Genomic DNA, 13,713 nt, shown 5'->3' with positions numbered 1-13,713 from the left:
GATAATCCCCAATCGACAGGCATAAAAAACCCCGCTGCGCGGGGTTTTTTATATTGCTGTGTGTTTAAATTTTCTTCAACATGGCAGGGATGTTCACATCCTGCACTGTAACGCCCGGGCTCTGCGTTCCGCGGCGGTCCTGAATCCACATATCTCCCATCATCTGATTTAAACCGCGATCCAGTCCGGTGACCAGTCCTGCACCTGGGGTGAAGGTCAGTTCGCCAAAGTAGATCCGCTCGTCATGGATATACCAGTCCACGCGCACATAGTCGAAATCACTGGCCAGCTTCTTGCTCAGTTCGAGCGCATGTTCCAGTGACGGCATGATCGGTGAGACATCCAACCCGGTGTCACGAATCTTGTGATACGCCTCCTGGAGGTTATTCACGTAGAAATTCATCGACAGCAGCGGCTGGCAGCGGTTGTAGATCACCTGCAGCACATATTCAAACCGACCATCGCGCTTGTTGAACATATGGAACTTGTAATCGATCGGCGCGCTTTTGCCATCACCAATGTACTTCTCCACCAGAATACGTGGCTTGATGTAGCGATAGTGAATCTCACGCGCTTCGTTGGCGAAGTCGGTCTTCAGCCAGCGATAGCAGTCATGAATGATCTGCTGCTTGCGCAGGGCATCCGGCTCTTCCAGCAGAATCTCTACCATGTTGGAGGCGTGGTTCGGTTTAATCACCGTCCCCTTCCAGCAGGGTAAGCTGTTCAGCGTGGTCGGGTCAGTGGTTTCGTGTACCAGCGGGATCAGGTACTCATCACCGATTTTCTCAGCAATGAATTCGCGCACCGAGTACTTATCTGACAGGCGACCGTAGTTCTGGTAATCGCCGAAGATAAACTTACGGTACAGCACCTTCTCGTTGAACACTTTTGGCTGACGCAGATTGGGCAGTTTTCTGAACTTGTGGAAGTAGTAGATGCGATCCTGATAAGCCCAGGGCATCTTCTTAATAAAATACTGCACACTTCTTCTGAGTTCTTCTTTCAACTTGAGCATATCTGACCTCATTTGTAGGTTTTGTAGTTGAGTGAGGAAACCTGAATCTTTTGAATGACGCCGTTTTTAAAGAAGTAATTCATTACGGTCAGGGACAAAAGTTCTGAAAGGAAAACGCTCCACGCGGCCCCCATGATGCCGTGACCCTGGATCAACCACCAGGAGAGCGGCAAACTGATGACCATCAGACAGACGATTTTCCTCAGCAGGTAATTGAATCCTCCCTCTTTAACCATGTAGCGATAGGCTACGGTCCCCATTGCCGAAAAGCTGGTGGCTATCGACAGCAACGTAATGAGACTTCCTGACTGTGTGTATTCCGGCCCGTACAACGCGATGATGATCCGCTCGCCGAAGAGCGAGATGATCAGCAGCATCAGCAGTGAAACCGCCATAACATAGCCATTGAGCCGGGCGGCAAGCTTAATGGCGACCTCGCCGCGCTCCCTGAAAATTTCAGTGAAGCAGGAGGTGATGAGCGCCACCGGGATAAAAATCCAGGAGGCGGAAATGGTATTCGCCGCCGCAAACAGGCCGAGGTCGCGCGCTGGCGCGGTGCCTGCCAGAAACATCTGCGCCGCTTTCACCTGCACAGAGATGAAGATGCTGGAGATGGCCAGTGGCAGACCGGCATACATCAGATAACGCACATAGGTGGTACGCTTTTCGCGCGGCGGCATCTGGTCCTGATGATCCTGATAGAAGTTGTGACGCTTAATCAGGTAAGGCACCAGGGTCACCGACACAATGGAGAGCGTCAGCCAGAGCGGATTGAGGCGCAGCCAGGCGATGGTAAAGCTGATGCCGAAACTCAGCAGCATGCCTGTCGCATTGGCAACGGTATTCAGGCGCGAGGCCAGCCGCGCATTGTTGTAGACGCTGAACGTGTCCTGGGTGACAAAAACGGACGCCACAAATGAGGCCAGTGCAAATGCCAGAAAATTTTCCTGCATGTTGTACCAGACCCAGATTAAGACTGGCACCGAAGTGACCAGTAACAGCACCATCCGCAGCGTCCGGGCGATGCTCATCAGACGCAGGCCTTTTGAGGCATTTTTGCTGACACGCTTAAACAGAATGGTTTCGGTGCCAAAGATGGCAACGGTTTGCACCATTGCAAATAGTGAGGTTGAAAACGCCATCTGGCCAAACACCGTTGGGCCAAAGGATTTTGCCACGTAAGACGTCACAAAAATGACGCCAAATACGGAGATGATCTTTTCAGACATCATCCAGGCGGCATTAGACATTACGCTCAATTTCATCGACTCTTCCTTAGTATTACTCAACTACAACCGCTTCGGTACAACATCCCTGTAACGAATTAATAAGCGCGCAGTAGGCCTGGCGAAAATGTAAGACTTCAGACCAGGCTGGTCCGAAAATTGAGAAGTTGATCATAATCCGGAGAGTGAATTCAGGATAATTCTTATTATATCTGGCGCGAATCACTTCAAATGGAAACGATTTCAGGCTGAAAATAACCCAACCTTAAACGGCCACAACCCCCCTATTATTCGGGTCGGTCAGGCTAAATATCCGGTTTACGTTTAATTTTTCCGTATTCGGGATGCGATGAATTTATAACAAAAATCCGCCTCCAGGAAGGCGCGGCCTGCGGATAAGAATAAAATAAGATTTATCCCATGATGATATTTATTCTAAATATCTTAATTTAGGCTTCGCTATTCCATTGGCGCACTTTAATACTGCATTAATAGAATCTTACAGTGCCAGAAATTATTAAAGTCATTCTCATCCATTAATCGATAAGAAAGGTAAGAGCATTTATGAGAAAGTCACGATACAGCGAAGATCAAATCACAAATGCCATTAAAGCTTCTGAATCGGGCGTGAAAGTCAGAGAGATTTGTGAAGAGTTAGGCATCTCTGAAGCCACGTTCTACAGCTGGAAGAAGAAGTTTTCTGGGTTGTCTTCGGAAGAAGGCAGAAAAATCAAGGAGCTGGAAGAAAAACTGCAGAATGCGACGCGTGAGCTGCAGACCCTCAACTCGGATAAAGAGATGCTGCAGAGCGTGCTTAAGCACTTCTTTACCACGAATGAAAAGCGTCAGGCTGTAGACTTCCTGCAGACCACGTTTGACATCGGCACCCGCCGCAGCTGCCGCTTACTGGATATCAGCCGCAGCGTTTACCATTATCCGTCAGGCACGGAGAACCGATAACCCCCATGCTACCGCGCTTACCAGACTTAACGCTGAGATTTGTTCTTACCAGAAGAGATGAAGATCATTTAACAGGACAATTGCGGCACCCCTTTCCGCTCCATTTATAACTAATGAATGGCTTCACGGCTAAGCTTCTTTTTTTGCGGTAAAATTGATTCACAACAGCAAAAGTCTCGCATTCTACGCCGATTCTTCCCCTCCCAATCTCGTTTTAGCGGGATTGGGCCTCCTCTTTTTTTGTTAAGTGCTGCTAAACCCCACTACCAAAGCGTCTGGATAACATTAAGACGCTTTAAACTTAGAACGAAAAATAATCACACTTCTTTTAAGTTAATCCTGGCCCTAACCCAAACTTTTTGCGGTTACGCTTTAATTCCTTTGCGTGCCTTTTCCGCAATAGTTTCTCCAGGATTAATCCGGCATAAATAGTTTATTGCTCCTTATCACTAACGTTATGTGGCTATCTTTTCACTCTCTTCATTGCGCATCATTGATGCCACAGATTAATCTTTAATTAAAAACGCAGCGGCGGAATTTTCTTACTCATTGAATGAGGAATGAAGTTAATAGTGGTTTTTAGCGGGCATAACTCAGGGTCACAATCCAATAAAATGCGGCAGAGAAAAGCGTAACGTCCATAATGCTGCGCTTTTTTTCCTGATTTATGGGCGCTATCTGTGCAGGAAATTGCATCCCGGCGGTAAACGATCCGCCTTCAGCGGGTGAAAAGAGCCGTTTTTTTGCTGACCGGGGGTGGATGGCAGGGGTTAACCCGACGAGATTTTCCCCCTTCGCATCGCATGAAATCGATTTCGCGGCAAAAATCTGTCGGACAGAGTGCAAATCGGGATAGGGTTTTGTCTTAAAAAGCCGGGCAAAGCTGGCTTCGCACGGCCAGTTTATTCCAGAGATCGGTGAGGGTTATCCGCTGAGGGCGACCACCCGCGGCTGTGGTTTGATACGCATTGCCCACAGCACGCCAGCCATCAGACAGGCAATGCCGATAACGGTGAGCAAAGGTGGCCAGCGTTGATGCCAGAGAAAAGTCCATAACAGACCGAACAGGATCTCAAAAACAATCAGCGGCCCCATCAGTACCGTGGGCAGACGCTGGCTGGCTGCGTTCCAGCACAGGCTGCCGAGCCAGGAGCAGAGCAGGCCAATCGCCAGCATCAGAGAGATAAAGAGTGACGGATGTGGCCCGAACGGCAGCGGGAAGTCAGGCTGTTGCCAGGCGATCTGAACGCTGACCAGCGCATACAGGGTCAGCGCCATCGGCAGCGTCACCAGCCCCTGCGCCGTCGCCCAGGTCGAGGGTCGCAGTGCGGGATGAGTGCGCAGCCAGCGGGCATTGCGCAGCGGATACCAGGTCCAGCAGACCACCGCCAGCAGTGCCAGCACGATACCGGTCAGGTAACGACTAAGATCCAGCGTTGCGCCCTGGCTCCGCAACTCCGCTGCATTGACGCAGAGCAACCCGGCCGCCATCATCACCAGCGCCGGAAAGAGCCGCCGCCAGGGCAGACGTCCTTCAAGGTGGCCGTAACAGAGATTGGCGGTAACGGCGATCACCACCGGCAGTGTGCCGATAATCATGGTGGAGACCGGTGCGCCGGTGCGCTGAATGGCATTGGCCAGAAACGCATAATAGAAGAGGTTACCCACCAGCGAGAGTTTCACTGCCTCGCGCCAGTCGGCCCGCCCCAGCTGGCGCAGTCGGCGGCGATCGTGCCAGGCCAGCGGCAGCGCAATCAGCCCGAACGCCACATAACGTCCCGCCGACTGCAGTGCACCAGGATAGTCAGGCACCAGCAGCGGCCCGACAAAGATCAGCCCCCACATCAGCCCCGCGGTAACGGCAAACATAACACCAGCAAACATGACTTTTTCCCGTATAGCTTTTTTTCACAGTGTGGCGGGAGTGAAGGAGGAAGGCTTGTAGCAGATTGCGGTTGTGTCAGGGCTGGCGCACCTGTTTCTGATAGCGGCCAGGCGTAATGCCATAGCGGTTAGCAAAGGCGCGGGTCAGATGAGCCTGATCGGTTAACCCGACGGCCGCTGCGACACTGGCAGCGGCTTCGCCCTGTGCCAGTCGCTGTTTGGCATCATAGAGGCGGAAAGCCATCAGCATCTGATGCGGCGTGACGTGATAGTGCTGGCGGAAAGCGCGTAAGAAGTGCCACGGCGACAGCGAGGCCAGCGCCGCCAGCTCCTCCAGCCGCACCGGTTCCGCCAGATTTGCCCGCAGAAAATCACGCACCTGATCAAAGCGATGCCCTCCCTCGGGCCTGCCCGGTGACGACATCCGCGCCAGCGGGCGAATCTGCAACAGCAGTTCGGAAAGCAGACTCTGGCGCGCCAGTCCGGACTCCGCCTGCCAGAGTGCGGCCAGCGTGCGGGAGAGCGGCTGCGCGATGCGCGGATCGGTCAGCAGCGCCTCGTTAAACCACCAGCCGCGATCGCCGGTCAGTTCATCCATCAGCTGCGGCTGAATGTAGATCATCTGATAGCGCCAGCCCTCGTCACAGGCTGACTCACCGGTATGCAGCTCATCCGGATTCATGGTCACCAGCGAGTTCACCGGCGCGGTATATTCGGTGCCGCGATAGCGAAAACGCTGCGCACCCGCCTCAATCGTGCCAATGCCAAAGGCTTCATGGGTATGGGGTTCAAAAGCGTAGCGGGAGATGTGAGCCTGATAGAGTTCCACACCGGGCAACGCGGCCGGTTGCTGAAACTGTGCGCGGTCTTTTTCACAGGGAAAAACAGCCGGAACACCTTCCACTTCTCTCTCCTTATTTATCCGATGTCGGATTAGCATGCCTGCGACCGGGGGGAAAATGCAAAAGATTGCTATCCGCCGCGCCGCAGGTAACACTGTTTTTTTCTCATTCTGAGGGAGTCAGCATGGCACAGCGAGTCGTCATCGTCATTGATATGCAGAACGGCGTGTTCAGCACACCACGTTTCGATAAGGCAGGCCGGGTTGACCGAATCAACCGGCTGACCGATCGCGCCGATATCATCCTCTTTATTCAGCATCGTGAAGGCACGATGTGCGAGGGCGACCCCAGCTTTGATCTGCTGCCGGAACTGGTTCAGCCTGCGGGCGCGCATTACGTGACGAAAACGGCCTGCGACAGCTTCTGGCAGACAGAGCTGGCCGCGCTGTTAAAGCGTCTGGAGGTGGAGGCGTTTGTGGTGTGCGGCTGTGCGACCGACTACTGTCTGGATACCACGATTAAAACAGGGGCCAGTGCGGGCTATGCGATAACCGTGGCGGCGGATGCGCACACCACCGCCGATCGCCGCTGGGTCGGGGCCGAAGCGCTGATTAATCAGCACAACGAGGTGTGGGCCTCGCTGCTGATCCCTGGCAACGTGCCGCGCGTGCTGAGCACGGATGCCGTGCTGGCGGAATGGTCATAGCCCCGGTCGGCCGGGGCCGCGCATAAAAAAAGCCCGCATAGCGGGCTTTTTAAACGCGTCAGGCCAGATGAATCAGAACGGAATATCGTCGTCAAAATCCATTGGCGGTTCGTTGTTGTTGCTGGCAGGCGCACTCTGCGGCTGCTGCGGACGGGACTGCGCGCCGCCGCTGAACTGATTGTTGTTGCCCTGCGGCTGCTGCGGCTGGCCCCAGCCATTGTTGTTGCCACCACCCTGCGCGCCTGCACCGGCGTTACCGCCCTGCTGACGGCCGCCCAGCATCTGCATGGTGCCACCGACGTTAACCACGACTTCGGTGGTGTAACGTTCCTGGCCACCCTGATCCTGCCATTTACGGGTGCGCAGCTGACCTTCGATGTAGACCTGAGAGCCTTTGCGCAGATATTCACCCGCGACTTCAGCCAGTTTGCCAAACAGCACCACACGGTGCCACTCGGTGATCTCTTTGTTTTCACCGGTCTGCTTATCACGCCAGCTCTCCGACGTAGCCAGCGTAATGTTGGCAACAGCGCCACCATTTGGCATATAACGTACTTCCGGATCCTGACCCAGATTCCCGACAAGAATCACTTTGTTAACGCCACGACTGGCCATGTTGCTGTCTCCCGATGAGTTAATGCATTCAGTCTAATCCATCAATTCTAACACGTCCTGCTCACTGTTTCCCACTTTCGAGCCGCGTTCCGGTTTTAATCCTTCGCACGTCCGGACCACAGAGTACTGGATATTTATTCAGTCTATTTTTTGTGCCATAATGACACGTTTATTCTGGCCGTGTCGGCAAGGCGCGGTGAGTGCTGCTAATCCGGGAAAGGTGAATGGATAAGATCGAAGTTCGTGGTGCCCGCACCCATAATTTGAAAAACATTAACCTGACCATCCCACGCGACAAACTCATTGTGGTGACCGGCCTGTCAGGCTCCGGTAAATCCTCACTGGCGTTTGATACGCTGTATGCGGAAGGTCAGCGCCGCTATGTGGAGTCGCTCTCTGCGTATGCGCGCCAGTTTCTTTCGTTAATGGAGAAGCCGGACGTCGATCATATCGAAGGTCTGTCGCCCGCCATCTCTATTGAACAGAAATCCACCTCGCATAACCCGCGCTCGACGGTGGGAACCATCACCGAGATCCACGACTACCTGCGTCTGCTGTTTGCCCGCGTGGGCGAACCGCGCTGCCCGGACCACAACGTACCGCTGGCGGCGCAGACCGTGAGCCAGATGGTCGATCAGGTTCTGGCTCAGCCGGAAGGCCGCCGTCTGATGCTGCTGGCACCGGTGGTGAAAGATCGCAAGGGTGAGCACACCAAAACGCTGGAAAATCTGGCGACGCAGGGCTACATCCGTGCGCGTATCGACGGCGAAGTGTGCGACCTGTCAGATCCGCCGAAACTGGAGCTGCAGAAAAAACACACCATCGAAGTGGTGATTGACCGCTTTAAAGTGCGTGACGATCTGGCGACGCGCCTGGCCGAGTCCTTTGAGACAACCCTGGAGCTCTCAGGCGGCACGGCGATCGTGGCGGACATGGATGACAGCGAGGCCGAAGAGCTGCTCTTCTCCGCGAACTTCGCCTGCCCGATTTGTGGTTATAGCATGAGTGAGCTGGAGCCGCGCCTGTTCTCCTTTAACAACCCGGCAGGCGCCTGTCCGACCTGCGACGGCCTGGGCGTACAGCAATATTTCGATCCGGATCGCGTGGTGCAGAACCCTGAGCTCTCTCTGGCCGGTGGCGCAATCCGTGGCTGGGATCGCCGCAACTTTTACTATTTCCAGATGCTGCGTTCGCTGGCGGACCATCTCAGTTTTGATATTGAAGCGCCGTTCGGCAGCCTGCCCGACAACGTGCAGAAAGTGATCCTGTACGGCTCTGGCAAAGAGAGCATCGAATTTAAGTACATCAACGACCGTGGCGACACCTCGGTTCGCCGTCATCCGTTTGAAGGCGTGCTCAACAACATGGAGCGTCGCTACAAAGAGACCGAATCCTCAGCGGTGCGCGAAGAGCTGGCGAAGTTCATCAGCAACCGCGCCTGTGCGAGCTGTGAAGGCACCCGTCTGCGTCGCGAAGCGCGACATGTCTTTGTCGAAGATACCACGCTGCCGACCATCTCTGAGATGAGCATCGGTCACGCGATGTCCTTCTTTGAAAATCTGAAGCTCAGCGGCCAGCGTGCGCAGATCGCCGAAAAGGTGCTGAAAGAGATTAGCGATCGCCTGAGCTTCCTGGTGAACGTCGGCCTGAACTACCTGTCGATGTCGCGCTCCGCTGAAACCCTTTCCGGTGGTGAAGCGCAGCGTATCCGTCTGGCGAGCCAGATCGGTGCCGGTCTGGTGGGCGTCATGTATGTGCTGGACGAACCGTCAATCGGCCTGCATCAGCGCGACAACGAGCGTCTGCTCGGCACCCTGATTCACCTGCGCGATCTCGGTAATACGGTGATTGTGGTTGAGCACGATGAAGATGCGATTCGTGCCGCCGACCACGTGATCGACATTGGTCCGGGTGCAGGCGTGCATGGCGGCCAGGTGGTGGCGGAAGGCACCGTGGATGAGATCATGGCGCAGGAAGCGTCCCTGACGGGCCAGTTCCTGAGCGGCAAGCGTGAAATCGCCGTGCCGGAGGCGCGGGTGAAGGGCGATCCATCGAAGGTGCTGAAGATTACCGGCGCGCGCGGCAATAACCTCAAGGATGTCACGCTGACGCTGCCGGTGGGTCTGTTCACCTGCATCACCGGTGTCTCCGGCTCCGGTAAATCGACCCTGATTAACGATACGCTGTTCCCGATTGCGCAGCGGGCGCTGAACGGTGCCACCATCGCAGAGCCGGCCCCTTACCGCGACGTGGCGGGACTGGAGCACTTCGACAAAGTCATCGACATCGACCAGAGTCCGATTGGCCGCACGCCGCGCTCCAACCCGGCGACCTACACCGGCATCTTCACCCCGGTGCGTGAACTCTTTGCTGGCGTGCCGGAAGCGCGGTCACGCGGTTACACGCCGGGTCGTTTCAGCTTTAACGTGCGCGGCGGACGCTGTGAAGCCTGTCAGGGCGATGGCGTGCTGAAAGTCGAAATGCACTTCCTGCCGGACATCTATGTGCCGTGCGATCAGTGCAAAGGCAAACGCTATAACCGTGAAACGCTGGAAGTGAAGTACAAAGGCAAGAGCATTCACGAGGTGCTGGAGATGACCATCGAAGAGGCGCGTGAGTTCTTTGATGCGGTTCCGGCGCTGGCGCGTAAGTTGCAGACGCTGATGGATGTGGGTCTCTCCTACATTCGTCTCGGCCAGTCCGCCACCACCCTCTCCGGTGGTGAAGCTCAGCGCGTGAAGCTGGCACGTGAACTGTCGAAGCGTGGCACCGGTCAGACGCTCTACATTCTTGATGAGCCGACCACCGGCCTGCACTTTGCCGATATTCAGCAGCTGCTGGAGGTCCTGCATCAGCTGCGCGACCAGGGCAACACGATCGTGGTGATTGAGCACAACCTCGACGTGGTGAAAACCGCTGACTGGATTGTCGACCTTGGCCCGGAAGGCGGCAGCGGCGGCGGCGAAATCCTGATTGCCGGCACGCCGGAGACCGTGGCGGAGTGTGAGAAATCGCATACCGCGCGCTTCCTGAAGCCCCTGTTACAGAAGTAATGATGCCAGGCCCGCCCCGTGCGGGCCTGCTTATTTCTGCTGCCGGTTCAGCCAGAAAAATGCAGAATCAGGCAAGATTCAGACATGTATAGGCATATACGCCCTTCCCCACGCTGACTATCCTTAAGCGGTTCCTCTTTGGCACGCCCCTGGCGTCGCCCTGTTTTTTGCAGCACCTCTGCGCTGCTGCACTTCATCAAAAACACTCACGACACATCGAAACTGGAGACACCATGAATATTACGCATGCGTATGCTGCTCAGGATGCTAAATCCAAACTGGCACCGTTCGATTATAAGCCGCGTGAGCTGCGCGCCCATGACGTTCAGCTTGAGGTGCTGTTCTGTGGCGTCTGCCACTCAGACCTGCATCAGGCCCGCAATGAGTGGAAAAACACGATTTTCCCTGTGGTTCCGGGGCATGAAATTGTGGGTCGCGTCACCGCGGTGGGCCCACAGACCCAGAAATACAAAGTCGGCGATCTGGTTGGCGTAGGCTGCATGGTGGATTCGTGCCGCAGCTGCCCGAGCTGTCAGCAGGGGCTGGAGCAATATTGTGAAAACGGTTTTGTCGGCACCTATAACGGTGAAGACCGCGAGACCGGTGCGATCACCTACGGCGGCTACTCAACGGCGATGGTTGTGGATGAGAGCTTTGTGCTGCGCATTCCGGAAAACCTGGATCTGGCGGGCGTCGCGCCGCTGCTGTGTGCCGGTATCACGACCTACTCGCCGCTGCGCCACTGGAATGTCGGCCCCGGCAAAAAAGTCGGTATCGTAGGCCTGGGTGGCCTGGGGCACATGGGCGTGAAAATTGCTCACGCGATGGGGGCGCATGTGGTGCTGTTCACCACCTCGCCGTCCAAAATCGAGGATGGCAAACGCCTGGGCGCCGATGAGGTGGTGATCTCCAAAGATCCTGAGCAGATGGCGCAGCACGCCAACAGCTTCGACTTTATCCTGAACACCGTTGCCGCTCAGCACGACCTTAACCCCTTCATCACCCTGCTGAAGCTGGATGGCAATATGACGCTGGTCGGCGCACCTGAGCACGATCACCCGGCTCCGCAGGTGTTTAACCTGATCTTCAAACGTCGCAGCATCGCCGGTTCACTGATTGGCGGTATCGCAGAAACGCAGGAGATGCTCGATTTCTGTGGCGAGCACGGCATCACCTCGGACATCGAACTGATCGCGATGGATCAGATCAACGAAGCCTATGAGCGCATGCTGAAAAGCGATGTGAAATATCGCTTTGTTATCGACATCAACACCCTGCGCGAGCAGTCGGCTGCCTGATCGGGTCGCCTGCACCCTCCTGCTCAGGCAGGGGGGTGTTAAAGCGCGGCCTGGCGCGCGGCGTCAACCTGCTGGAAGGAGGCATCGACCAGATAGTAGATCTGCGAATCCTTCAGCGACCCATCCAGGAACAGCGTGCTCCAGTGTGATTTATTCAGATGCTCGCTGGGAATGATGTCGCTATGCTCTTCGCGCAGCAGCTCTGCCAGCGCAGGCGTCGATTTCAGCGAAACCGCAGGCCGCCCTTTTACCTCATGTACCATCGCAAACAGCACGCCGTTGCTTTTAATCTGCGTGGCCTTCCAGTCACTGTGGACGCTCTGCTCTGCGCCCGGCTTGCTCATGCAATAGGTCAGTAAGTCTGAGTGATTCATCACGATTCCCCTTGTAAAGTGGCGACAATCCGCCTGGCACCGCCCTCAATGCGATGCTCGCCCAGCCAGATACCCTGCCAGGTCCCCAGAACCAGACGTCCCCGCTGAACCGGCAGCAAGAGCGACACGCCCAGGGTCGAGGATTTAATGTGCGCCGGCATGTCATCACGTCCTTCGTAGTCGTGCTGATAAGGCGCATTCTCCGGCACGTGCCGCAGGAAATGCTGCTCCATATCGCTGCGCACCGTCGGATCGCAATTTTCATTTAAGGTTAATGACGCCGACGTATGCTGCAACAGCAGATGCAGCAGACCGGTTTTGATATCACGCAATCCGGAGAGCGAGTCGGTGATCTCATCAGTGATGAGATGAAAGCCGCGCGGCTTCGCGCTCAGCGTAATAGTCTGTTGATGCCACATAGCTTATTCCTGAAACGGTTACCCCGTTTAAGTGTGCAGCATGTCGCCGAAAGGTAAACCCTGAGCCATAAAAAAACCGCCAGCGCGAGGCGGGCGGTTTGTTCACAGCAGGCGTGCCGTTACATCACCGCGGCAAAGGCTTCCGCTACCTGATGCACATTTTTGCTGTTCAGACCGGCCACACACATGCGGCCACTGCCCACCAGGTAGATGCCGAACTCATTGCGCAGGCGGTCAACCTGCTGCACGCTCAGGCCGGTGTAGCTGAACATGCCGCGCTGCTTCAGCAGGTAGTCGAAGTTTTTGCCCGGCAGTGCCGTGCTCAGCACCCCGACCAGTGACTCACGCATCGCGAGAATGCGCAGACGCATCGTCTCCACTTCGTCCAGCCAGCTCGCTTTCAGCGCGTCGTCGTTAAGGACGCGGGCCACGACCTGCGCACCGAAATTCGGCGGGCTGGAGTAGTTGCGGCGGACGGTCGCTTTCAGCTGGCCCAGCACGCGCGCTGACTCTTCGGCGCTGTCACAGACGACAGAGAGCCCGCCTACGCGCTCGCCATAGAGCGAGAAGATTTTAGAGAAAGAGTTGCTGACCAGTGCCGGCAGGCCGGCTGCCGCGACGGCGCGCAGCGCATAAGCATCCTGCTGCATGCCTTCACCAAAGCCCTGATAGGCAATATCCAGGAAAGGAATCAGCTGCTGTGCTTTCAGCACCTTAATGGTCTCATCCCATTGCGCATTGGTCAGGTCAGCGCCGGTCGGGTTATGGCAGCAGGGATGCAGTAACACGATGCTCTGCGCTGGCAGCGTTTTCAGGGTATGGATAAAGGCATCAAAACGCACACCGTGGGTTTCGGCGTCATACCAGGGGTAGCTCTTCACCTCAAAACCTGCGCCATTAAAAATCGCGATATGGTTTTCCCAGGTGGGATCGCTGACCCAGACGGCCGACTGCGGGAAGTAACGCTTAAGGAAGTCTGCCCCGACTTTCAGCGCACCCGATCCCCCCAGCGTCTGAATCGAGGCGATACGACCCGCCTGCAGCACCGGATGGTCGGCACCAAACAGCAGCGGCGCGATCGCGTTGCGGTAGCTGTTCAGGCCTTCCATGGGCAGATAGAGCGATGCCTGCTTTGGCTCGGCATTGAGCTGCTCTTCAGCAGCCGCTACGGCCTTCAGCTGCGGGATTATGTTCTGCTCGTCGTAGTAAAGCCCGATGCTCAGGTTAACTTTGTGTTCGCGCGGATCTTGTTTAAAGGCTTCCATCAACGACAGAATCGGATCGCCCGCATAGGCATCAACGTTTTGAAACACGGTGTAGG

The 13,713-nt window shown here is 55.7% G+C and carries 12 protein-coding genes; 4 read left to right on the top strand and 8 right to left on the bottom strand.

The window, feature by feature from the left end; genetic code table 11:
* Positions 1-64: 64 nt before the first annotated feature.
* Positions 65-1,015, bottom strand: a complete 951-nt coding sequence (locus AC1V0D_RS11065; RefSeq protein WP_033736441.1) for an ATP-grasp fold amidoligase family protein — start codon at positions 1,013-1,015, stop codon at positions 65-67.
* Between the two features lie 8 nt (positions 1,016-1,023).
* Complete coding sequence (locus AC1V0D_RS11060; protein WP_033736443.1) at positions 1,024-2,280, bottom strand: oligosaccharide flippase family protein; 1,257 nt, start codon at positions 2,278-2,280, stop codon at positions 1,024-1,026.
* Positions 2,281-2,805: 525 nt separating this feature from the next.
* On the opposite strand from AC1V0D_RS11060, the gene AC1V0D_RS11055 reads away from it, so the two are divergent.
* Entirely contained in the window at positions 2,806-3,201 is a 396-nt protein-coding gene (locus AC1V0D_RS11055; protein WP_009092595.1) for a transposase, read from the top strand.
* Positions 3,202-4,125: 924 nt separating this feature from the next.
* On the opposite strand, the gene AC1V0D_RS11050 is transcribed toward AC1V0D_RS11055, so the two are convergent.
* Together AC1V0D_RS11050 and AC1V0D_RS11045 are read right to left on the bottom strand one after the other, a co-directional pair.
* A complete protein-coding gene (locus tag AC1V0D_RS11050) occupies positions 4,126-5,085 on the bottom strand; it encodes a DMT family transporter (protein ID WP_154928659.1) in 960 nt (319 codons plus the stop codon).
* 76 nt (positions 5,086-5,161) lie between these two features.
* Positions 5,162-5,989, bottom strand: a complete 828-nt coding sequence (locus AC1V0D_RS11045; RefSeq protein ID WP_009092597.1) for an AraC family transcriptional regulator — start codon at positions 5,987-5,989, stop codon at positions 5,162-5,164.
* 122 nt (positions 5,990-6,111) lie between these two features.
* Here AC1V0D_RS11045 and AC1V0D_RS11040 point away from each other — a divergent pair, with 122 nt between their 5' ends.
* Positions 6,112-6,633, top strand: coding sequence for an isochorismatase family protein (locus AC1V0D_RS11040; protein ID WP_046101019.1), 522 nt, complete (start codon positions 6,112-6,114; stop codon positions 6,631-6,633).
* 72 nt (positions 6,634-6,705) lie between these two features.
* On the opposite strand, the gene ssb1 is transcribed toward AC1V0D_RS11040, so the two are convergent.
* Positions 6,706-7,248, bottom strand: coding sequence for a single-stranded DNA-binding protein SSB1 (ssb1, locus tag AC1V0D_RS11035; RefSeq protein ID WP_009092599.1), 543 nt, complete (start codon positions 7,246-7,248; stop codon positions 6,706-6,708).
* 224 nt (positions 7,249-7,472) lie between these two features.
* Between ssb1 and uvrA the strand changes: the two genes are divergently transcribed.
* Both uvrA and AC1V0D_RS11025 read left to right on the top strand, forming a co-directional pair.
* Entirely contained in the window at positions 7,473-10,301 is a 2,829-nt protein-coding gene (gene uvrA / locus AC1V0D_RS11030) for an excinuclease ABC subunit UvrA (RefSeq protein WP_046101018.1), read from the top strand.
* A gap of 233 nt (positions 10,302-10,534) precedes the next feature.
* Positions 10,535-11,599 (top strand): NAD(P)-dependent alcohol dehydrogenase, encoded by a 1,065-nt coding sequence (locus tag AC1V0D_RS11025; protein WP_009092601.1) that lies wholly within the window; start codon positions 10,535-10,537, stop codon positions 11,597-11,599.
* 38 nt (positions 11,600-11,637) lie between these two features.
* Here AC1V0D_RS11025 and AC1V0D_RS11020 read toward each other — a convergent pair whose 3' ends face one another.
* The 3 genes from AC1V0D_RS11020 to AC1V0D_RS11010 form a co-directional block, all read right to left on the bottom strand.
* Positions 11,638-11,973, bottom strand: a complete 336-nt coding sequence (locus tag AC1V0D_RS11020) for an MmcQ/YjbR family DNA-binding protein (RefSeq protein WP_009092602.1) — start codon at positions 11,971-11,973, stop codon at positions 11,638-11,640.
* Complete coding sequence (locus tag AC1V0D_RS11015; protein WP_009092603.1) at positions 11,973-12,392, bottom strand: secondary thiamine-phosphate synthase enzyme YjbQ; 420 nt, start codon at positions 12,390-12,392, stop codon at positions 11,973-11,975. The genes AC1V0D_RS11020 and AC1V0D_RS11015 overlap by 1 nt, the downstream gene beginning before the upstream one ends.
* Before the next feature lie 119 nt (positions 12,393-12,511).
* Positions 12,512-13,705, bottom strand: coding sequence for an amino acid aminotransferase (locus tag AC1V0D_RS11010; protein ID WP_482907558.1), 1,194 nt, complete (start codon positions 13,703-13,705; stop codon positions 12,512-12,514).
* Positions 13,706-13,713: the final 8 nt, after the last annotated feature.

This window comes from Pantoea sp. PA1 (assembly GCF_056856975.1).
This window is presented reverse-complemented; position numbering and strand designations above follow the sequence as displayed.